This is a genomic window from Martinezella tropici, from assembly GCF_003287875.1.
Classification (GTDB): Bacteria; Pseudomonadota; Alphaproteobacteria; order Rhizobiales; family Rhizobiaceae; genus Rhizobium; species Rhizobium tropici_C.
In genome coordinates this window covers 2501-24464 of sequence record NZ_QMKK01000027.1, presented here as the reverse complement: position 1 = coordinate 24464, position 21964 = coordinate 2501, and the positions used below count along the sequence as shown (strand labels likewise).

18 protein-coding genes, 1 tRNA gene, 2 rRNA genes and 1 riboswitch are annotated in these 21964 nt (G+C 59.1%); of the genes, 12 read left to right on the top strand and 9 right to left on the bottom strand.

Going from position 1 to position 21964, the window contains the following annotated elements; translation table 11 throughout:
• The first annotated feature begins 42 nt into the window (after positions 1-42).
• The 4 genes from cyoB to DQ393_RS10895 all read left to right on the top strand — a co-directional run bounded on the left by cyoB (position 43) and on the right by DQ393_RS10895 (position 4034).
• Positions 43-2046, top strand: coding sequence for a cytochrome o ubiquinol oxidase subunit I (gene cyoB / locus DQ393_RS10910; RefSeq protein ID WP_112341799.1), 2004 nt, complete (start codon positions 43-45; stop codon positions 2044-2046).
• A gap of 4 nt (positions 2047-2050) precedes the next feature.
• A complete protein-coding gene (gene cyoC, locus DQ393_RS10905) occupies positions 2051-2680 on the top strand; it encodes a cytochrome o ubiquinol oxidase subunit III (RefSeq protein WP_112341798.1) in 630 nt (209 codons plus the stop codon).
• Positions 2677-3081, top strand: a complete 405-nt coding sequence (gene cyoD, locus DQ393_RS10900) for a cytochrome o ubiquinol oxidase subunit IV (RefSeq protein WP_112341797.1) — start codon at positions 2677-2679, stop codon at positions 3079-3081. Before cyoC ends, cyoD begins: the two co-directional genes overlap by 4 nt.
• Positions 3082-3269: 188 nt before the next feature.
• Entirely contained in the window at positions 3270-4034 is a 765-nt protein-coding gene (locus tag DQ393_RS10895; RefSeq protein ID WP_112341796.1) for an SURF1 family protein, read from the top strand.
• Positions 4035-4095: 61 nt separating this feature from the next.
• Here the strand turns inward: DQ393_RS10895 and DQ393_RS10890 are convergent, their stop codons facing one another.
• Positions 4096-4662, bottom strand: a complete 567-nt coding sequence (locus tag DQ393_RS10890; RefSeq protein WP_112341795.1) for a histidine phosphatase family protein — start codon at positions 4660-4662, stop codon at positions 4096-4098.
• Between the two features lie 87 nt (positions 4663-4749).
• Positions 4750-4872: riboswitch (cobalamin riboswitch) on the top strand.
• Positions 4873-4906: 34 nt separating this feature from the next.
• Here DQ393_RS10890 and DQ393_RS10885 point away from each other — a divergent pair.
• The 3 genes from DQ393_RS10885 to DQ393_RS10875 all read left to right on the top strand — a co-directional run bounded on the left by DQ393_RS10885 (position 4907) and on the right by DQ393_RS10875 (position 6527).
• The gene (locus DQ393_RS10885; protein ID WP_112341794.1) at positions 4907-5116 is read left to right on the top strand and encodes a CbtB domain-containing protein; all 210 of its coding nucleotides are present in this window, start codon (positions 4907-4909) and stop codon (positions 5114-5116) included.
• 12 nt (positions 5117-5128) lie between these two features.
• Complete coding sequence (locus DQ393_RS10880; RefSeq protein WP_112341793.1) at positions 5129-5869, top strand: CbtA family protein; 741 nt, start codon at positions 5129-5131, stop codon at positions 5867-5869.
• Positions 5870-6056: 187 nt separating this feature from the next.
• Complete coding sequence (locus DQ393_RS10875; RefSeq protein ID WP_348628014.1) at positions 6057-6527, top strand: hypothetical protein; 471 nt, start codon at positions 6057-6059, stop codon at positions 6525-6527.
• Between the two features lie 48 nt (positions 6528-6575).
• Here DQ393_RS10875 and DQ393_RS10870 read toward each other — a convergent pair whose 3' ends face one another.
• Complete coding sequence (locus DQ393_RS10870; protein WP_112341792.1) at positions 6576-6878, bottom strand: GCG_CRPN prefix-to-repeats domain-containing protein; 303 nt, start codon at positions 6876-6878, stop codon at positions 6576-6578.
• Between the two features lie 239 nt (positions 6879-7117).
• Here DQ393_RS10870 and DQ393_RS10865 point away from each other — a divergent pair, with 239 nt between their 5' ends.
• Entirely contained in the window at positions 7118-8725 is a 1608-nt protein-coding gene (locus tag DQ393_RS10865; RefSeq protein ID WP_112341791.1) for an inorganic phosphate transporter, read from the top strand.
• A 109-nt stretch (positions 8726-8834) separates the two neighbouring features.
• Here DQ393_RS10865 and DQ393_RS10860 read toward each other — a convergent pair whose 3' ends face one another.
• From DQ393_RS10860 to DQ393_RS10845, 4 genes are all read right to left on the bottom strand, one after another.
• On the bottom strand, positions 8835-9284 hold the full coding sequence (locus tag DQ393_RS10860; protein WP_112341790.1) for a MucR family transcriptional regulator: 450 nt from the start codon (positions 9282-9284) through the stop codon (positions 8835-8837).
• A 210-nt stretch (positions 9285-9494) separates the two neighbouring features.
• On the bottom strand, positions 9495-10283 hold the full coding sequence (locus tag DQ393_RS10855) for an EAL domain-containing protein (protein WP_112341789.1): 789 nt from the start codon (positions 10281-10283) through the stop codon (positions 9495-9497).
• 330 nt (positions 10284-10613) lie between these two features.
• Positions 10614-11387: a sugar phosphate isomerase/epimerase family protein gene (locus DQ393_RS10850; RefSeq protein WP_245430308.1), complete on the bottom strand. Its 774-nt coding sequence runs from the start codon at positions 11385-11387 to the stop codon at positions 10614-10616.
• Between the two features lie 295 nt (positions 11388-11682).
• On the bottom strand, positions 11683-13560 hold the full coding sequence (locus tag DQ393_RS10845; RefSeq protein ID WP_112341787.1) for an adenine deaminase: 1878 nt from the start codon (positions 13558-13560) through the stop codon (positions 11683-11685).
• A 271-nt stretch (positions 13561-13831) separates the two neighbouring features.
• Here DQ393_RS10845 and DQ393_RS10840 point away from each other — a divergent pair, with 271 nt between their 5' ends.
• From DQ393_RS10840 to DQ393_RS10825, 4 genes are read left to right on the top strand one after another with little or no spacing between them, the layout of a single operon-like run.
• A complete protein-coding gene (locus tag DQ393_RS10840; protein WP_112341786.1) occupies positions 13832-14869 on the top strand; it encodes an ABC transporter substrate-binding protein in 1038 nt (345 codons plus the stop codon).
• A 45-nt stretch (positions 14870-14914) separates the two neighbouring features.
• On the top strand, positions 14915-15739 hold the full coding sequence (locus DQ393_RS10835) for an ABC transporter permease (RefSeq protein ID WP_112341785.1): 825 nt from the start codon (positions 14915-14917) through the stop codon (positions 15737-15739).
• A complete protein-coding gene (locus DQ393_RS10830) occupies positions 15739-16530 on the top strand; it encodes an ABC transporter permease (protein ID WP_112341894.1) in 792 nt (263 codons plus the stop codon). Before DQ393_RS10835 ends, DQ393_RS10830 begins: the two co-directional genes overlap by 1 nt.
• Positions 16531-16536: 6 nt before the next feature.
• A complete protein-coding gene (locus tag DQ393_RS10825) occupies positions 16537-17589 on the top strand; it encodes an ABC transporter ATP-binding protein (protein WP_112341784.1) in 1053 nt (350 codons plus the stop codon).
• 208 nt (positions 17590-17797) lie between these two features.
• Here DQ393_RS10825 and DQ393_RS10820 read toward each other — a convergent pair.
• The 3 genes from DQ393_RS10820 to DQ393_RS10810 all read right to left on the bottom strand — a co-directional run bounded on the left by DQ393_RS10820 (position 17798) and on the right by DQ393_RS10810 (position 21606).
• Positions 17798-17874: transfer RNA gene (locus DQ393_RS10820), tRNA-Met, on the bottom strand.
• A gap of 454 nt (positions 17875-18328) precedes the next feature.
• Positions 18329-18443, bottom strand: a 5S ribosomal RNA gene (gene rrf / locus DQ393_RS10815).
• Positions 18444-18712: 269 nt separating this feature from the next.
• Positions 18713-21606: ribosomal RNA gene (locus DQ393_RS10810) — 23S ribosomal RNA — on the bottom strand.
• Positions 21607-21964 lie beyond the last annotated feature (358 nt).

Genomic DNA, 21964 nt, shown 5'->3' with positions numbered 1-21964 from the left:
TGCGCTCAATAACAAGACATTCATAAGGGACAGAGGCAATCCATGTTTTCCAACCCGGACCTCTATAAATTCATCTTCGGTCGGCTGACGCTCGACTCGATCCCGTATCACGAGCCGATCCTCGTCGTGACCTTCATCGGCGTCGCCCTCGGCGGTATCGCCCTTCTCGGCCTGCTGACTTATTTCCGCCTCTGGGGCTTCCTCTGGAGGGAATGGTTCACCAGCATCGACCACAAGAAGATCGGCATCATGTATGTCGTGCTGGCGCTGATCATGCTGCTGCGCGGCTTTTCCGACGCGCTGCTGATGCGCCTGCAGCAGGCGATCGCCTTCAACGGATCCGAGGGTTACCTGCCGCCGCATCACTACGACCAGATCTTTACCGCCCACGGCGTGATCATGATCTTCTTCGTGGCGATGCCCTTCGTCACCGGCTTGATGAACCTCGTCGTGCCGCTGCAGATCGGCGCCCGCGACGTCTCCTTCCCCTTCCTCAACAACTTCTCGTTCTGGATGACGACGGCGGGCGCGATCGTCATCATGATTTCGCTCTTCATCGGCGAATTCGCCAAGACCGGCTGGCTGGCCTATCCGCCGCTGTCCGGCATCGCCTATAGTCCTGACGTCGGCGTCGACTATTATATCTGGGGCCTGCAGGTCGCGGGTATCGGAACGACGCTTTCGGGCATCAACCTGATCGCCACCATCGTCAAGATGCGCGCGCCGGGCATGACCTTCATGAAAATGCCCGTCTTCACCTGGACCTCGCTCTGCACTAACATCCTGATCGTTGCGTCCTTCCCGATCCTGACCGCCACGCTCGCCCTGCTGACCCTCGATCGCTACGCCGGCACGAATTTCTTCACGAACGACCTCGGCGGCAATCCGATGATGTATGTCAACCTCATCTGGATTTGGGGCCACCCGGAAGTCTACATCCTGATCCTGCCGGCCTTCGGCGTCTTCTCGGAAGTCGTCGCCACCTTCTGCGGCAAGCGCCTCTTCGGCTACGCCTCGATGGTTTACGCCACCTGCGTGATCATGATCCTCTCCTACCTCGTCTGGCTGCACCACTTCTTCACGATGGGCTCGGGCGCCAGCGTCAACTCCTTCTTCGGCATCACGACGATGATCATTTCGATCCCGACGGGTGCGAAGCTTTTCAACTGGCTGTTCACGATGTATCACGGTCGTATCCGCTACGAGCCGCCGATGCTGTGGACTGTCGGCTTCATGGTGACCTTCACCATCGGTGGCATGACCGGCGTCATGCTCGCCGTTCCGCCGGCCGACTTCGTGCTGCACAACTCGCTGTTCCTGATCGCCCACTTCCATAACGTGATCATCGGCGGCGTGCTCTTCGGCATGTTCGCGGGCGTCAACTATTGGTTCCCGAAGGCCTTCGGCTTCAAGCTCGATCCTTTCTGGGGCAAGATGAGCTTCTGGTTCTGGCAGATCGGCTTCTGGTTCGCCTTCATGCCGCTCTACATCCTCGGCCTGATGGGCGTGACGCGCCGCGTCAGCCAGTTCGACGATCCGTCGCTGCAGATCTGGTTCATCATCGCCGCTTTCGGCGCCGGCCTCATCGCCATCGGCATCGCCTGCTTCCTCATCCAGCTCGCCGTCAGCTTCATGAAGCGCGAAGAGCTTCGCGACCATACCGGCGACCCCTGGGGCGGCCGCACACTGGAATGGTCCACTTCGTCGCCGCCGCCGGCCTACAACTTCGCCTTCACGCCGATTGTCTACGATCACGACGCGTGGTGGGACATGAAGAACCGCGGCTACGTCAGGCCGACCGAAGGCTTCATTCCGATCCACATGCCGAAGAACACCGGCACCGGCATCATTCTCGGCGTTCTCTCGATCGGTTTCGCATTCGGTATGATCTGGTACATGTGGTGGCTTGCAGCCATCACCTTCGTCGCGATGATCGTCATTACGATCGGCCATACCTTCAACTACAAGCGCGACTACCACATCCCCGCCGACGAGGTCGTTAAGACCGAGAACGAGCGTACGAAGCAGCTCGCAGGACAGGTGTAAGACTATGACGATCCACTCCGCACAAGCTCCCATGGACGGCGAAACACCCGCCTTCTATCTGAAGGAGGAGCATCATCCGGAAGGCAGCACCATGCTGGGCTTCTGGATCTACATCATGAGCGACTGCCTGATCTTCGCAGTCCTCTTCGCCACCTTCGCCGTGCTCGGCCACAGCTATGCGGCCGGCCCGTCGCCGGCCGATCTATTCGAGCTACCGCTCGTCGCCCTCAACACGGCGATGCTGCTCTTCTCCTCCATCACCTATGGCTTCGCTATGCTGGCAATGGAGAAGGACAACAAGTCGGGCACGCTGATCTGGCTGACGATCACCGGCATCTTCGGCGCCCTCTTCATCTTCTTCGAACTCTATGAGTTCTATCACCTGATCCTCGACGGTGCCGGCCCGCAGCGCAGCGCCTTCCTGTCGGCCTTCTTCACGCTGGTCGGCACGCACGGTCTGCACGTCACCACCGGTATCGTCTGGCTGATCACGCTGATGGTGCAGGTTGGCCGCTACGGCCTGATCACGGAAAACAAGCGCCGCCTGATGTGCCTTTCGATGTTCTGGCACTTCCTCGACGTCGTCTGGATCGGCGTGTTTTCCCTCGTCTATCTCATGGGAGTTCTCGGATGAGCTCGAACGCAGACCATTCGCATCATTCCGCCGACGCCCACGGCCACGATCATCATGGCGGCCACGAGGCGGCACACGGCACCTTCAAGAGCTACATGACGGGGTTCATCCTCTCCGTCATCCTGACCGCCATTCCCTTCTGGCTGGTCATGGCCAAGGTCATCCCCGACCCGGCCGTCACCGGCGCGATCGTCATGATCCTCGGCGCGATCCAGATCGTCGTGCACATGATCTACTTCCTGCACATGAACACCCGCTCGGAAGGCGGCTGGAACATGATGGCGCTGATCTTTACGATCGTGATCGTCATCATCGCCCTTTCCGGCTCGCTCTGGGTCATGCATCACCTCAACGCGAACATGATGCCCATGTCGCCCGAGATGATGCGCAACATGCCTTAAGACTAAGCGGCGGGCCTTCAAGCGAGGGCCCGCCCTCTTCCCGGCGCGAAAATTCCGCCGGATGCTGCCCGATGCATGCCTGAAATGCCAGGAGCCGCAGCCAAATCTTCCCGACCGCGCATGATCTTCAGCGAAGAGAATTGAACCGCTCGACATCATGCGGCAGCGCCTCCCCGGAGACCAGCGCCATGACCGATATTTCCTCGAGCACATCTCAGGGCAAACCGCGCTCGACGCTGACGCTGGTCGTCTGGGTATCGCTGCTTCTGCTTCTGACCGGCCTCCTCATCGGTCTCGGCACCTGGCAGGTGAAGCGGCTGCACTGGAAGCTGGATCTGATCGCCAGGGTCGATGCGCGCGTGCATGCGCCGCCGGTTCAGGCGCCCGGTTCGGCGCAATGGGCTGGTATCAACGCCGAAAACTCCGAATACAGGCACGTCCAGGCGAGCGGCATTTTCCTCAATGACAAGGAAGCGCAGGTCTATGCCTCGACCACGCTCGGTCCCGGCTATTGGATCTTGACGCCGCTGAAGCTCGCCGACGGCACGACCATCATCGTCAATCGCGGCTTCGTGCCGACCGAGAAGCGCAGTCCGGTTACGCGCCCCGAGGGCCAGATCGAGAGTGAAACCACCATTACCGGCCTGCTGCGGATAAACGAGCCCAAGGGCACGCTGCTTCGTTCGAACATGCCGGCGGAGGAGCGCTGGTATTCACGCGATGTAATTGCGATCGCAAAGGCCCGCGGCCTAGAGAACGTGGCGCCTTATTTCATCGATGCCGACGACGCAAAAAATCCGGGCGGGCTGCCCGTAGGAGGGCTGACACAGATCACCTTCCATAACAGCCATCTCGTCTATGCCATCACCTGGTATGGACTGGCCGTGATGACCTTCGGCATGGCCGCCTATCTCATCCATGTCGAACGGCGGCGGGCAAAGGCGGCCCGCTGATCGCCAGAGCACTTCCGTTTTAAACAGAATCAGGACCGCTTCGCACTTTGCGGGAATTCCTCTATGCCGCCATCTTCGGAAAGCGGAGCTGCCAGCGATGACCGTCGCTGGTCATTTCGACGACGCCGAACGGCTCGACGTCGACTGCCCAGAATGCGGCTGCCGGTGCCTGCAGCACATGCTGAACGGCAGCGCGGATGACGCTCGCATGGGTGACGACGACGATATGACCGGCATCCTCGATATGATTTCCCATCCATTCGCCGACACGCCTCATGACCGCCGACAGGGATTCGCCTCCATGCGGCGCAACCGATGGGTCTGCCATCCACAAGGTCAGAGATTCCGCATCCTTTTCATGCAATTCGGCAAGCGACTGCCCGCGCCAGTCGCCATAATCGCATTCGCGCAAGGCGACGTCCGGAATGGCGTCGAGACCGAGGACGCTGGCTGTCTGGCGGGCGCGCAAGGCCGGGCTCGTCCAGACCCGATCAATCGCACCAAGCCCGAAGGACAGTGACTGAGCCTGCTGTGTCGCCTTGACCTCCAACGGTTCATCATCGGGGAAGCAGCCATTCCGATTGGCCTGCGTCGCGCCATGGCAAATCCAGCTCAAACGCGTTTTCATGAGACTCCCCAACTCCATCCCCTGCCGCGCTCTTGTCGCGATTTCACATCGCGGTGGCGCTTGATTGACAACCATCTTTGCAAATAGATATAAACTTGCACTTGCGGGTGTGGAAGCCGGTGGAACTCCGGCGCGGTCGCGCCACTGTAATCGAAGGCGGACGAGTTCCGTCTCCGAGAGCCAGACCCTTCCCGCAAGAACCCTTCCGCAAATGGAACGCGCTTTTCTTAAAGAGGGAAATACAATGTCCGACACCACTTTTGCCCCATCCGCAGTTCCGCAGCCGATTCCGCTCGGCCAGATCCTGCCCTGGGCCATTTTTGCCGGCTTGCTGATGCTGCTTGCAATCTATTTCATCGGCGCGGAAGAAGGCGCGACTTCGCTCTTCTCGGGCACGTATGTGCATGAATTCGTGCATGATGCCCGTCACCTTCTCGGCTTCCCCTGCCACTAAGGGGTCAAGCACATGGTTGGACGTCTTTTGCTCCGCGGCATGATCGTCGGGGCTCTTGCCGGTATTCTCGTTTTTGCCTTTGCCCATACCTTTGGTGAACCGCTGGTCGATTGGGCCATCGGCTTTGAGGAAAAGGCCGCCCAGGCCGCCGGCGAAGCGCCGGAGCCGGAAATCGTCAGCCGCGCCACACAGGCTGGTCCTGGTCTTCTCATCGGCGCGGTAATCTTTTCGACGGCGATCGGCGGATTGTTCGCGCTGGTCTTTTCCTTCGTCTACGGTCGCGTCAGCCCTCTCGGCGCGCGCGGCACGGCAGCACTGCTTGCCCTCGCCGCCTTCGTGACGATTTCGCTGGTGCCCGACATCAAGTATCCGGCGAACCCGCCGGCGGTCGGCAATCCCGATACGATCGGCGCGAGAACCGAGCTGTTCTTCATCATGATCGTCGCCTCCGTCGTCGGCATGATCATCGCCGTGGGCTTCGGTCGCCGGCTGGCGGCGCGATATGGTTCCTGGAACGGAGCGATCATTGCCGGCATCGGCTACATCGTCTTCATCGCGCTGATCCAATACCTGCTTCCTCCCATCAACGAAGTGCCCGAGCAATTCTCGGCCGTCGTGCTCTGGCGCTTCCGCATCACTTCGCTCGGCATGCATGCCATCCTTTGGACGACACTCGGGCTCGCCTTCGGAGCGTGGGCGGAACGCCAGCTGCCGCAGCCGCGCTATCGCAATGCGTCCCTGCGCCGGACTTAGCCTTATACGTAGCTCGCATCCCGCGCATGACAACACGCGCGGGAGACAGCGGCGTTCAAACGGCGCCCTGCTTGCAATTGTTTGTCTCATAATTTCGACTTGGCCGCTTGCAGCCGCCGCGCATGGCGGCTCCTCCGGAAGCCAGGCCGGCATCCCGATACCTAGCCTCAGCCATGGTGAGATGGCCGTGATCGCGCCCTATTACGGGCGGATCATCTCGCTTGCCGAAAGCGCGTCCGACACCGACGAAACCTTCCGGCGCCTCTTGAATTTCGCACAGATCCAGCGGGTCTATTGTCTCTGGGGCATGATGCCTGGCAGCACCAGCGACGAGGAAAGCCCGTTCAACGAATGTTCGCATGCCTATCTTGCAGCGGGGAAAGCGGTGCTCCTCCAGATGCGCACGATGAAGGACGAAAAGGCAGCGGTGGGCGACATCGTCTCTGATATCGACACGGCGCTGGTGCGCAACAATCTCTCGCTCACCTTATGCAAATTCAGCGGCGAGAGCTTCAATACGGCCGATCTCATCCGCCCGAAGCCCGCCGATGTCATCCTGCACGCCAAGAGCCTTGCGACCATCGTCGCCGCAGGGCTCGTCGTTATCGCAGCATTATGGCTCACGGCACGGGCAGTGCGACCTCCGCCGTATCCATAAGGAAACACCGCCGCGAAACGCGACGGTGTTTGTCATTTCACAGCCTGATCACCAGTAGCCTCGCCGATCGCGCCAGCCATAGTCATCGCGCCAGTGGCGACGATGGCCATGCCAGCCCCATGGCGGCGGCGGTGGCGGTCTGTAGTAACCCCAACGCCGCGGCGGCGGGCCCCAGCGGTTCGGGCGGCATTCGCCCCAACGCGTCAGGTGCCAGCCACGACCGCAGGCATAATCCACTTTCACAACCGGCACCGAGGCCGTTGTCCCAACGGCTGGGATAGGCATTGCCTCTGCCGAAGATACGATCAGGCTGCCGAGCAAGGCAGCGATGGTAATCACGGACGATCTCATTTTGATGGCCCTCTATCCAAGTCCCTTACATGCAGGATTTAACCCCCAGACGTATGAACGACGGCTGAACCGAAAAAGGCCTTTTGGAGGCAAAATCAAGACGGCAGGTCGGAGCCATATGTCCGTAAAGAGCGCCCTGCCTTCCACTGATACGGCTGCCATCGGCCCTCTCGCGCGTCACGAGAGTTTCATGAACGAGGCTTACACCGGGGATATCAATGGCCATAAAGGAGTTTGGGATGGTCGACCTCGCTTCAACCACTTCCGAGGGTGGCAACGCCAATCACCCAATTCACGGCGCCGGGGCCTCGGCAAAATGGTTTCTGCCGCTCTTCGGCCTGGTCGTGCTCGGCGGCCTCGCCTATGTCGGCTATGCCCTCGGCAGCGACCTTGCCGATGCGGCCGCCGTTCCGTGGATTCTGCTCGGTTTGGCGCTTTTGATCGCGCTCGGCTTCGAATTCGTCAACGGCTTCCACGATACGGCCAATGCCGTTGCCACCGTCATCTACACCCGCTCGCTGCCGGCTGAATTCGCCGTCATCTGGTCCGGCTTCTTCAACTTCCTCGGTGTTCTCACTTCATCGGGCGCCGTCGCCTTCGGCATTCTGGCGCTGCTGCCGGTCGAGCTCATCCTGCAGGTCGGCTCCGGCTCCGGCCTCGCCATGGTCTTCGCGCTTCTGACCGCTGCCATTATCTGGAATCTCGGCACCTGGTATCTCGGCCTGCCGGCATCGAGCTCGCACACGCTCGTCGGTTCCATCATCGGCGTCGGTCTCGCCAACCAGTTCCTGGCACCCGCCGGCTCCGCTACTAGTGGCGTCGACTGGTCACAGGCAAGCAACGTCGGCATGTCGCTGCTGCTGTCGCCGATCGTCGGCTTCGGCGCGGCCGCTTTGCTGCTGCTGGTCGCCAAGGTGCTGATCCGCAACAAGGAACTCTATGAGGCGCCGAAGGGCAATGCGCCGCCGCCGGTCTGGATCCGCGGCCTGCTGATCTTCACCTGCACCGGCGTCAGCTTCGCCCATGGTTCCAACGACGGCCAGAAGGGTATGGGTCTGATCATGCTCATTCTCATCGGCCTCGTACCGACTGCCTTCGCGCTGAACCGTACGCCCGATGTCAATTATCTTGAAGCTTACAAGGCTGCCTCGACGCAGGTCGAGACCGTACTCGGCAAGTATGTAAAACCGGGCATTGCCGTGCCGGCGGATCCGAAGGCTGCAGTCAGCAACGCCGTCAAGAGCAAGACCTGGACGGACGCGACGACTCCGGCGCTCCAGGCCTATATCCACGCCACCAGCGCCGAGATATCAGCTTATCCGAGCGTCGAGAAGCTGCCGAACGGCCTCGTTGGCAACGTTCGTAACGATATCTACCTGATCGGTGAATCGCTGAAGCTTATCGACAAGCAGAAGCTGCTGCCGATGAGCGCCGACGACCTCAAGGCCGTGACCAGCTACCACGCCGCCGTCGATCATGCGACCAAGTTCATTCCGCTCTGGGTGAAGGTCGCCGTCGCGCTCGCACTCGGCCTCGGCACCATGGTCGGCTGGAAGCGGATCGTCGTCACCGTCGGCGAAAAGATCGGCAAGACGCATCTGACCTATGGCCAGGGTGCTGCCGCCGAAGTCGTTGCCATGCTGACGATCGGTGCGGCCGACCATCTCGGCCTTCCGGTTTCCACCACCCACGTCCTGTCCTCCGGCGTTGCCGGCACCATGGCGGCGAACGGTTCCGGTCTGCAATGGTCGACCGTGCGCAACATGCTGATGGCCTGGATCCTGACGCTGCCCGCCTCGATCGCGCTGGCCTTCGTGCTGTTCATCGTGCTGCGTCAGGTCTTCTGACCTGCCGTGTCGGCCGATACGCCGATTTCGCGATCCGGCCTCTATATCCGAAAGCGATGGCGCCCCTTGCGGGCGCCATTCTTCTTGCGGCAACTGACTGCAACAAGCCCTACCGCACGCTTTCCTTCTTGTTGCCATTGGCGCCGAGGCCGGACAGTTTCGCCAGCTCCGAACGGCGGTTCGCATAGTTCTGCGCAACCATCGGATAATTGGGTGCCAATCCCCATTTCTGGCGATACTCTTCCGGCGTCATCCCATAATGCACGCGCAAGTGACGCTTCAGCGTTTTGAATCGCTTGCCGTCTTCAAGGCAGACGATGTAGTCGTTCGTTACCGATTTCTTCAAATCCACCGCCGGCACCAGATTGGCGCGGTCCACTGTCCTGCTGCCTGCATCCAAGGCTTGCAGCGCTTCGTGGACATCCTTGATCAGCCTGGGAAGACTGTGAAGCGGAACCGCGTTGTGGCTGACATAGGCCGAAACAATCTTGACGCAGCTGTCGAACAAAGGGCGCGGCTGCGGCTGGGCGGGCACTTTTCTCTCGCTAAAAGAATCCATGATCTTTTCCCGAATTTCATCTGGTTCCTCGCGCGCCGCCCCGCCCGAATTGCATCATGCGCGACGCCCGCTGCCGGACATCCGCCGTTTCAAATTGCGCCGTCTTTCAGGCGCTCGAATCCCGGTCAGCGAAGGGCCGGTTGCTTCATCACGGCGACACCCGCGAAGGCGACCTTGCTGCCATGCCTGGCGGGATAATGGCGGCAATGCTCATCCCACCCCCCGCAAAACGGCCTTTCCCTTGCCGCGGCGAAGCTGCGCCAACGAAACCGGCTGCGACAGGAAGAAGCCTTGCGCATGCGTTGCACCAGCCTCCCGCGCAGCGTCAAGCTGCGAGCTCGTTTCGATGCCTTCGACGACGACGAAGGGCGCAAAGCAGGCGGCAAAGCCGACAAGATGGGAAAGACTGTCGTTTCCGTCGCGACCGCGCCTGTTGTCCCGTACGAAGGCGGCGTCGACCTTGACGATATCGGCGGCCACCGGCAACAGCGACGCCGGCGTGGCAAAGCCGGATCCGAAATCGTCTATCGCGATGCGGCAGCCAAGAGCGCGGATCATCTTCATGCGCTCTATGGAGGCGCCGATGACCGGATAGCCTTCCGTGATCTCGACAACGAGTCGTGGGGCAAGCTCCGGTTTGCGGCTGATGCGGCCGAAGACATCGGAAAACCGATCGGAGCGGGACAGGCTAGCCGCATTCAGATTGACCCCCAGCACCAGCCTTTCATCCTCTGCCAAAGCGGAGAGCACCATATCAAGAATACGCAGATCAAGATCGAACCAGCGATCCTGCCGCTCGAGGAAGGAGACAAATGTGCCGGCGGTGTGCACGGTGCCGTCCGCATCGGTAACGCGCGCGAGGCTTTCCGCATAGAAGACTTCGCCGGCATTTGCGACGTCATGGACCCATTGCGCGGCAAAACCCAGGCCACCTTCGGCGATCGCCTTCAAAATCAGGGCTCTATGTCCCTCCTCTCCGAGGCTCGGACTATCCTTCATCGCGTACCCTTTCGCAGGGGAGCCGGCTGTGGCCGGAACTTCGGAAACAGGAAGCGACGGCGGGCAGCAGTGCGCGTGACCCCGAAGCATCGGATTTCTGGTGTCTAGAATCCGTCTTTTCCATCTTCCAGACACCCACAAACCCCATGTCACCGAGGTCCCCTTCATCGAGCTGGAAACGTTGCACCGATCGTAATCAACCCGGCGCCGTGCAGCGACAAGCTATTATTTAACTATTTCTAATATATTAATTAGCGAGCCGCGGCAAAGTCAACTGCTGCAGCGCCTTCTTATATGAAACTAAGCTAAAATATTAGTAAACTTCAACAACTATTCACCGCGCGGCGTCTGGAACCACCATCCATTATGCTGCGCGGATTGCACAGCTAAATCCAGGGGCGGCAAATCCGGATGCCATAGTCTTTCCCACTCCAGACTCACGACACCAGTATAATTGTCCGCGGCAAGCACTGCACGCAGTGCAGCCATGGGAAACTCACCCTCGCCCGGCAGAACATAACGATACGGCAGCCTCGGCCCCGGCTTGGAGATACTGTCCTTCACATGAAGATGCCGGGTATTGTTGCGAACCTGCTTCCAGGTCTCGACGGGATCCTGCCCACCCTTGCGCCACGTGTGATGTGTGTCCCAAAGGAGCACGCAATCGGGCGCCATTTCAAGGAACCGGGGAATGGCATCGGTCAGCGCGAGGAAATCATGCGTCTCGATGACGATATCGGCGCGGAACCCTTCACGCCTGGCCGTCTCCTTCCACCATTGTAACGTCGACAACGCTTCCGCCATTTCGCCGTCATCACCGGTTTCGCCGCCATCGAAAACCCGCAGCGACCGGACGCCGGCGGCCTCCGCCCAGGGAAGATAGCGCAGGAACTCCTCCTTCGCCTGCGATGTCGCGCCGATAAGACGCAGCGAGGTATTGAAAGCGCATACGCCAACAGGAGAGTCCTGCAGCACTTTGGCCAGGCCGGACGGAGAACCGAACCTTTCGGTGAAATAAGCAGAAAGATCGATCGTGCCGCCAAGAGCACGGATTTCGATGGCATCCAGACCATGGCGTGCCGCCAAGCCGAGCGCTTCATCCAATTCGAATTCCGCGCATCCCAGCGTGGAAAACGCCGACACGATCCGCGGCGCATCGTTGTCAACGGCAACCACAGTTTTCTCCTCCGTCTGGTTTCCCGACAGCGCCGCCTATGTGCGTCGACGGTTATCCCCGTCCTCTCGCATGGTCGCAACGCGCCGCAAGTAACCAAACGGATAATTAAGGAGCATGCCCAAGCCGTCAAGGCTCGATCGAACTGCAACCTGGCGAGATAAGGCGATTCGTCTAAGCGGCGGCTTGAGCGCGGATATTCTTATTAAGGAGGGTGGATATTCCTCACCAAACGATGGGATGGGTTTCACCGGTCGCGACATTGACGAAACCTTCCGGCGCCCTTTCGGAGGGAGCAACCAGAACCCAGCGCCAGGGCGCGCAGGTAAGCGTCGCAAAGGAGAGCCGCTCGGGAAAGCCCGGCCACCACCGCGGCGAGAAGGTCGGCTCATACATCCAGTCGATCTCGGCGCCGGCCTTATAGAGCGCCTGCATCTCCGCATCCAGCTCCTCGCCCGAGCGCGCCGTCATCAGGCCGCCGACTTCGTAGCGGACACGGGCGACGACCTTTCCACCCGAAACCAGCACCCAGCCACCCTGCTGTTCCTTTAGCGCGTTTGCGACCATGGCCATGGCTTCATCGGAGGAACCCACGATCCAGATATTGTGCTTATCGTGACCGAGCGTCGAGCCGAGCGCGGTATTCGGCGTGCGCGGGCCCGTGCCCAGCCAGAACATGCGCGCGACCTTTGCTTCGCCGGAAAAACGGTCGACGATCGCGAATTTCGTGACGTTACGATCATGATCGCGCTGCACGGCGCCATCGCGGACCGGCAGATCCATGGTGATGAAATCATCGGCCCAATGGAACGGCCGCAGCAATGCAGCCTTGGCCGTGATCCCATCCGATGGGGCGGCGATGCGAAAATCCTCTGCCGTAACGACCCGATCAAGGCGCACCGTCCGCGTCGCCCAATCCGGCCAATCGATCTCCGGCCGGACGCCGACGAAAGCCTTGTCCTCGGATGCCGGCGTGCCATCGGCCCAGACCTTGGCGATCGACAGCGTCTTCACATCGTCCAGCAACACGATATCGGCAAAACGGCCCGGCGCAATCGAGCCCACCCAGGGTGTCAGCCGCATGTGGCGGGCGGGATTGATCGTCACGCATTGAATGGCGATTTCGGGTGCCAATCCATTCTCGATCGCAAGGCGGACATTATAATCCGTCGCACCGATCTTCAGCGTATCGCTGGCGCTGCGATCATCGGTAACGAAGGCGATCTGTGACCAGTCGGACAGGCCTTTCTCGATCAGGCCCTTGATCACCTCGGGCAGGGAATGCGGACGGAGTTCGATGAAGAGGCCATGAGTCAGCTTTTCCCAGATCTCGTCGAGAAACCAGCCTTCATGATCGGAGGCGAGGCCGGCGCCGGCAAAGGCATTGATCGACGCCAGATCGCGCAGGCCCGCACCATGGCCTTCGACGACGCCGCGCTGTTCGAAGGTGGCGCGGATCATGCCCCAGAGCCGATCGTAAGCCGGATTCTCGGGATTGCTGACCGAGGGCCAGTCCATGACTTCGTCAAGGCCGGCCACCATCAGGCTTTCTTTGAGAAAGGACTTCTGCTCGTCATAGCCGAAGTGACCGCCGCCCCATTCGTAAGCCGTCGGCGGCACGGCCGATCCGGGCAGAGGAAATATCTTCATCGGCGAGCCGCGACGGCGTGCTTCCAGCCAGAATTCCAGATTGCGGGCACCATTCACATTGGAAAACTCATGGCTCGCCTCGCAAGTCCAGGTGACGCCATGCGGCATGACCAAAGCCGCTTCCCATTCCGGCGTGAGATGCGAGCTTTCAATATGCTTATGCGCTTCGCCGAAACCCGGAACCGCTGTGAGATGCGGCTCGTGCACGCGTTCGCTCACCTCACCCCGATAACTGCCGCCTGGGCCGACATAGGCGATGCGCCTGCCCTTGATGACGATTTCTTGATCATCCAGCCAGCTGCGGCTGTGCACATCCAAAAGCTTGCCGACACGCAGCAGGCGATCCGCCGGCCGGCGGCCGAGCGCGGTCAGCGTCAGATCCTGACGGATCCGCACTTCGTCCGCCGCGTTGACGAGCAGGTCGTCGGGAAGATTTGTGTTCGGGGATGTCATGAGACGCATGCCTGCCAGTGAAATCGATCAGCCGAGGGTAGAGATGAGGGACGAGCCTGTAAAGCCGACCGGTTGGCCCAAGGAAGCCCAATGATCTCAGGTACTTCAATAATCCAGCACTGCATCATGACGCCACAGGATATTCATCCTATGAAAAGCAAAAACCCACCACCCTGCCCATTTGTTGGGCTTGTAAAGCCAGTGCTCGAAAAATAGTATCCTGCAAGCTTGAAACATATGTCCGATTTCATTGACCAAAAGGATTTCGAGAATGAAAGGCCTCTCCCTTGCCCGCGTCGCGGGATTTGCCATGCTTACAGCAGCGGCCGTCAATCCGGCCCTTGCCCAGTCAAAGACGCTGACCATTTCCTGGTGGGGCTATAATGGTGAGAAGATGAAGGCCAACATCATCGAGCCCTTCAAGAAGATCTGCGGCTGCGACGTGGTCTTCGAAACCGGCAACAATGCCGACCGCCTCAACAAGCTTAAACTGCGCGGGGGCAAGGGCGTCGACGTCATCTATCTCACAGATAGTTATTCGCAGCTCGGCATACAGCAGGGTCTCTTCCAGGAAGTCGACCGCAGCAAGCTCCCCAACCTTGCCGATCTCTACGATATCGCCAAAGCACCGCAGGGCAATTATGGCCCCGCTTACACGATCGGCCGCATCGGTATCGTCGACGATACGGCGAAGGTGAACCCGCCGATTACCTCCTGGAACGATCTCTGGCGCGACGACCTGAAGGGCGCCATTTCGCTGCCGGGCATCACCACGACAGGCGGACCGCTGACGGTGCTCCAAGCCGGCAAGCATGCCGGCGCCGATCCCTACGCCGATGCTGACAAGGCCTTCGAAGCCATCGAGGCGCTGAAGCCGAACGTCGTCAAGAACTACAATACCGGCTCCGAACTGGTGAACCTGATCTCGACGGGAGAGGCCAAGGTGGCGATCACGCAGGATTTTGTTCTGTCATCGTTGCGATCAGCCGTTCCGACGATGGCCTGGGCCGATCTGAAGGAGGGCGATATCGCTGTCCTCAACACGGTCAATATTCCAAAGGGCTCGGAAAACGTCGAGCTCGCGCACCAGTTCATCAACTTCATCCTGTCGAAGGACGTACAGCAGGCGGAAGCCGAACAGGGCGTCGACGCTCCGGTCTCGACCAAGGTGGTGCTGTCGCCGGAAAAGGCCAAGCTCTGGACCTATGGCGCCGAGATGATCGCCAAGCTTAACCGCATCGACTATCAGAAGCTGATCGAGGCGCAATCGGACTGGGTCGATCGCTGGAACGAGATCTTCGGCATGTAACAGGGCATGCCGTACACGCATGCGGCGTTCTCACGGAATTCGTTGATGAAGCATTTGATGAAATGGGGTTTGGCGACGCCGGCGATTGTGGCCGTAACGCTCTTCCTGCTCGTTCCCGTTGTCATTACGATTGCAGCGACCTTCGGCGAACCCAAGGGGGTGTTCTCCCCCTATGTCGCCTTCTTTTCCAGCGGCTTTCGCCGCACCGTGCTTTTCAGGACGATCGAAGTGGCGCTGATCACGACAGCGATATCGCTGTTTATCGGCTTCATCGCCGCCTATGTGATCGCGCAGATGCCGGGGCGCGCCAAAAGCGTGATGATCATCGCCGCCGTCTTTCCGCTGCTGACCGGCGTCGTCGTACGCTCCTTCGCCTGGCTGATCATTCTCGGTAAGAACGGCATTCTCAACACAATATTGCTGTCGCTCGGCGTCATCAGCGAACCGCTCTCGATGCTCTACACGGAGGGCTCGGTGATCGTCGCGATGGTCTATCTCTTCGTGCCCTTGATGATCCTGACCCTCCTCGGCGTGCTTGAAGGCATACCGCAGGATCTCATCCAGGCGGCGACGTCGCTCGGTGCTACGCCGGCCGCAACCTTCCGCCAGGTTATCCTGCCACTTGCCACACCCGGTCTTATCGTCGGCGCGGTGCTGGTTTTCACCGGCAGCTTCACCTCCTACGCCACGCCGCAGCTGCTCGGCGGAGAAAAGCAGATGATGATGGGCACCTTCCTTTATCAGCGCGCCATGGTCACCTTCGATTGGGTCGGCGCCTCGACGATCGCCGCCATCATGGTGGTCGTCACGATCGGAATTGTCGCGATCATGAGCCGTCTCGCACGACGGCTGAATCCGATGGCGGTGTGATCATGACAAGGACGGTCCATCCCGCGCTCATCGCTTTCACGGCCCTCGTCTTCCTGTTCCTGCTGGCGCCGCTCGTCATCATCATCGGCGCCGCCTTCAGCGACACGACCTATCTCACCTTCCCGCCGCAGGGCCTCACGCTGCACTGGTTTTCCAACATCTTTCAAATCGAGGCCTTCCGCACGACGGCGATCACCAGCCTGGAGCTCGCTTTCCTAGGAACCACGCTTTCGCTGCTGATCGGCATTCCAGCAGCCTATGCCATCAGCCGTTACAGGGTCGAACTGCCGCGCTGGCTTTCAACCCTCTTCGTCCTGCCGATCCTCGTTCCGGAAATCGTCTTCGGCTTCTCGCTGATGAAATCGATCACGATCGAGCTCGGGCTGCCGATCTTTCCGAGCCTCCTGATCGGCCATGCGCTGCTGGTGCTGCCCTATTCGGTGCGCGTCGTCAGCGCCAGTCTCGCAAGTTTCGATTTCTCCATCGAGGAGGCGGCGATCAGTCTCGGTTGCCCTCCTTTGAAGACCTTCCTGACGGTGGTGCTGCCAAATATCCGCGCCGGCGTCATTGCCGCCTTCATCCTCGCCTTCATCACCTCGATCAACGATGTCTCGGTCTCGGTCTTCCTGACCGGCCCGGGCATATCCACCCTTCCGATCCAGATCCTCGCCCATATGGAGCAGTTCTTCGATCCGACCATCGCCTCGGTTTCCGTGCTGCTGATGCTCCTCACCGTCGCCGTCATGGCGATCGTCGAAGCCACCCTGGGCCTTACCTTCCTGACAAAGTAGCCGCCCGTGACCGTATCGCTCTCCATCAATTCCATCAGTGCTCATTACGGCAAGACCGCCGTCCTGCAGGATCTTTCGCTTTCGATCGCGGCGGGCGAACTCGTCTCGCTGCTCGGCTCGAGCGGCTGCGGCAAGACGACGACCTTGCGGCTGGTCGCCGGCTTCCTGCAGCCGACGAGCGGCACGATCAAGCTCGGCGACCGCGATCTGACGACACTGCCGGCGCATGCCAGGGATATCGGCCTGGTGTTTCAGAACTACGCGCTGTTTCCACATCTGACAGTACTCGAGAACGTCGCCTTCGGTCTCAAGCAGCGCCGCATGCCGACGAGGGAGCGCCTCATAAAAGCCGGCGCCATGCTGGACCGCGTCGGCCTTTCCGGCCTCGGTGACCGCTTGCCCGGCGCCCTTTCAGGCGGCCAGAAGCAGCGCGTCGCGCTCGCTCGCGCCCTCGTCATCGAGCCGCCGCTCCTCATGTTCGATGAGCCGCTCTCCAATCTCGATGCGAAGCTCCGGGTCGACATGCGCGTGGAAATCCGCCAGCTACAGCGCGCCAACGGCACGACCTCGCTTTATGTGACGCATGATCAGGAAGAAGCCTTCTCGATCTCCGATCGCGTCGCAATCATGAATGCCGGGCGCATCATGCAGCTCGATACGCCCGAGACCCTCTACCGCAAGCCTGCCAACAGCTTCGTCGCCCGCTTCGTCGGCTTCGAAAACCAGCTGCCGTTGAGGGTCGTCGAGCGGACAGGTACACTGGTGACGGCGGAGGCTGCAGGGGGCGCAAGGATCACTCTGTCGCAGGACGATTTCGGGTCGATCCCGAACAATTTTGTCCTCGGCTGCCGCGCGGACGGGCTTTCCGTTCGACGCGAAGGCGACGGCCTGCCGGCGGTTCTGGGAACACGCACCTATCTCGGCCGCGCCTATCAGTATCAATGCGAAACAGCGGCCGGTACTATCGTCGCCAATGGCGTCCTATCGGAGCCGATGGCTGCCGGAAGCAGCGCGATGCTCGTGCCGGTGCCGGAGCAATGCTGCATTCTGGATGCCTGAAGGGTAAGAGGACGCGGCGCTTGGCTCGGGATTTGCGCTTATGCTTTGGGCTGCGCTGCTTGGGGAACGCTTGGTTCGGTGTTCAGGCTTTGTTTTGCGCGTTGCGTTGCGTGGTTTGGTTATGCTTGTTTTGGGGGCTGATGGTGGATGCTCTCGGCGTTGGCAGAAGGCAAGAAGCCGGCGTTAGGCGGGCCTTGTGTGGGAAGGTTGGTTGCGGGGGCAGGATTTGAACCTGCGGCCTTCAGGTTATGAGCCTGACGAGCTACCGGGCTGCTCCACCCCGCGTCACCAGCGTAAGCCGCGTTGCGGCTTATCGCGCTTGCGTGAACCGCTATGCGGTTCATGCTTCATCCGGGCAAATCTGAAGGATTTGTCCCTTGTTCCCAGCGTAAGCCGCGTTGTGGCTTATCGCGTTACCGACGCAAATCGCGGAGCGATTTGTCGTCTTATCCAGCGCAAATCGCGGAGCGATTTGTCGCGTATTTCCAGCGTAAGCCGCGTTTGGGCTTATCGCGGTTGCGCAAACCCTTTGGTTTGTCGCGCCCTTGGCACCGTATTTCGGGCGCGTCGGGGTAATTTCCTGGCTCCAGAAGCGGCAAAGGCCGCATGAGCGGCCTATTGTAGCACGGCTTGAGCCGTCTGTGTGATGAGAAGATTTTATGAGGCATAGATTGCTTGAGCAATTTAGCGTGACGCATAAATCGATTTCATCGATTTAGCGTGGAGTTGCGATTAGCAGACCTGGCAGCGACCTACTCTCCCGCGTCTTAAGACGAAGTACCATGGGCGCAGGGGCGTTTCACGGCCGTGTTCGGAAAGGGAACGGGTGCAGCCACCCCGCCATAACCACCAGGTCGGCAAAGCGCAACTTGTTGATCCATGCGAACGCATGGATCAACAAGTTGCTCTTTCTGGGCTGATATGCCTTTCCTTCTCGCTTGTCGCTCGAAGGGGACATCAGCCGTCCATACGGAGGCTTGCTGTTCATGCTGCTGCATGGACAATTTGAGAAGCTGGATTTTTTTATTTGAACACGTCTTGGATGCTGGGCAGAAGCGGCTATTGCCTACTGCCTACATCCTATTGGCTCGTCGAATTTATTCGATGAGCACTGGCAATGGGAACGATCAAGCCAATCGAGCTATTAGTACCGGTAAGCTTCATGCGTTGCCGCACTTCCACACCCGGCCTATCAACGTGGTCGTCTTCCACGGCTCTGATAGGGAACACTCGTTTCCAGGTTGGTTTCCCGCTTAGATGCCTTCAGCGGTTATCCATTCCATATATAGCTACCCTGCTATGCCCTTGGCAGGACAACAGGTCCACCAGAGATATGTCCATCCCGGTCCTCTCGTACTAGGGACAGATCCTGTCAATATTCCTACACCCACGGCAGATAGGGACCGAACTGTCTCACGACGTTCTGAACCCAGCTCACGTACCGCTTTAATTGGCGAACAGCCAAACCCTTGGGACCTGCTCCAGCCCCAGGATGCGATGAGCCGACATCGAGGTGCCAAACAACCCCGTCGATATGGACTCTTGGGGGTCATCAGCCTGTTATCCCCGGCGTACCTTTTATCCGTTGAGCGATGGCCCTTCCACGCGGGACCACCGGATCACTATGACCGACTTTCGTCTCTGCTCGACTTGTCAGTCTCGCAGTCAGGCGGGCTTATGCCATTGCACTCGACGACCGATTTCCGACCGGTCTGAGCCCACCATCGCGCGCCTCCGTTACTCTTTCGGAGGCGACCGCCCCAGTCAAACTACCCACCATACACTGTCCCGGATCCGGATGACGGACCGCGGTTAGACATCCATGACGATAAGGGTGGTATTTCAAGGATGGCTCCACAAGAACTGGCGTCCCTGCTTCAAAGCCTACCACCTATCCTACACATGCCGACACGAATGCCAGTGTAAAGCTATAGTAAAGGTGCACGGGGTCTTTCCGTCTGACCGCAGGAACCCCGCATCTTCACGGGGAATTCAATTTCACTGAGTCTATGTTGGAGACAGCGGGGAAGTCGTTACGCCATTCGTGCAGGTCGGAACTTACCCGACAAGGAATTTCGCTACCTTAGGACCGTTATAGTTACGGCCGCCGTTTACTGGGGCTTCGATTCAGAGCTTGCACCCCTCCTCTTAACCTTCCAGCACCGGGCAGGCGTCAGACCCTATACGTCGTCTTGCGACTTCGCAGAGCCCTGTGTTTTTGGTAAACAGTCGCTACCCCCTGGTCTGTGCCACCCTCACATGCTTGCGCACATAAGGGTCACGCTTCTTCCGAAGTTACGCGTGCAATTTGCCGAGTTCCTTCAACATAGTTCTCTCAAGCGCCTTGGTATACTCTACCTGACCACCTGTGTCGGTTTCGGGTACGGTCTATACGGTGGAGCTATTTCCTGGAACCGCGTCCCCGCCCACACAATCCAATAAGTGTGAACAAGTTAAGCAATCCGTCACTACCACCAGGCCCACGAATATTAACGTGGTTCCCATCGACTACGCGTGTCCGCCTCGTCTTAGGGGCCGGCTAACCCTGCTCAGATTAACTTTAAGCAGGAACCCTTGGTCTTTCGGCGAGAGGGTCTCTCACCCTCTTTATCGTTACTCATGTCAACATTCGCACTTCCGATACCTCCAGGACCCCTCACGGGTATCCCTTCATCAGCTTACGGAACGCTCCGCTACCACTCCTCAAAGAGGAATCCTCAGCTTCGGTGCATGGCTTCAGCCCCGTTACATTTTCGGCGCAAAGACCCTTGACTAGACCAGTGAGCTGTTACGCTTTCTTTAAATGATGGCTGCTTCTAAGCCAACATCCTGGTTGTTTTGGGATCCTCACATCCTTTCCCACTTAGCCATGACTTGGGGACCTTAGCTGGAGGTTAGGGTTGTTGCCCTTTTCACGACGGACGTTAGCACCCGCCGTGTGTCTGCCTGGTAGTACTTCCCGGTATTCGGAGTTTGGTTAGGATCAGTAAGACGGTGAGTCCCCATAGCCCATCCAGTGCTCTACCCCCGGGAGTATTCGCCAGACGCTCTACCTAAATAGATTTCGCGGAGAACCAGCTATTTCCGAGTTTGATTGGCCTTTCACCCCTAGCCACAAGTCATCCCAATCTATTGCAACAGATGCGGGTTCGGTCCTCCAGTTGGTGTTACCCAACCTTCAACCTGCTCATGGCTAGATCACTCGGTTTCGGGTCTAATGCAACAAACTATATCGCCCTATTCAGACTCGCTTTCGCTTCGCCTACACCTACCGGCTTAAGCTTGCTTGTTACACTAAGTCGTTGACCCATTATACAAAAGGTACGCCGTCACCCTTGCGGGCTCCGACTGTTTGTAGGCATCCAGTTTCAGGTTCTATTTCACTCCCCTTGTCGGGGTGCTTTTCACCTTTCCCTCACGGTACTGGTTCGCTATCGGTCATGCACGAGTACTTAGGCTTGGAGAGTGGTCTCCCCATGTTCAGACAGGATTTCACGTGTCCCGCCCTACTCTAGGACAATAAAGCTATCTACGCGTACGGGGCTGTCACCCTCTACGGCAAACCTTTCCAGGTTCTTCCACTTTAAACTTCATTGCCACTGGCCTGGTCCGCGTTCGCTCGCCACTACTTGCGGAGTCTCGGTTGATGTCCTTTCCTGCAGGTACTTAGATGTTTCAGTTCCCTGCGTTCGCTTCTTACACCCTATTTTATTCAGGTGAAGATACCTTGTTACAATGCTTAGAAACCAAGCGCGTCTTTGACGCGCTCTCAGGCAATAGGTCTTAGGCAGTAGGCAATAGCGTCTGTTTCAATCCACTACTGCCCATTGCCTATTGGCTACTGCCTCGCACCTCACGGCGCGCTTGATTTTCTAAGCATTTAAGGTGGGTTGCCCCATTCGGAGATCCATGGATCAAAGCTTATTCGCAGCTCCCCACGGCTTTTCGCAGCGTATCACGTCCTTCATCGCCTGTGCATGCCTAGGCATCCACTAAATGCCCTTACGACACTTGATCGTTCTCATTGCCAATGCTCATCATCTAGTTGTTCGTTTCCAGCGGAAACGACAACAGACCGGGTTACCTTTTACAACCCAGCCTACTCAACAATGCCATCGACGTGTTCGACAGGCTTGCTTTATCGGAGCTACGCCGAGCAGCTCGCTTGCAGCCTGTCTTAAGACCAGCTTCTCGAGATTTGATCCGATACCGCGCGGTCAGGCAACGGTAATCCAGCCGTCCGTCAGATGCAGCCCAGAAGGACTGCAAACAACAACGACCCAGAGCGACAAGCTTCCTTCCTACCTCCGATCTCTCCACCATATCCGGCCGGCTAGGCCATCCTTGGTTTCATAAAGACCGGGCTCGGACGCCT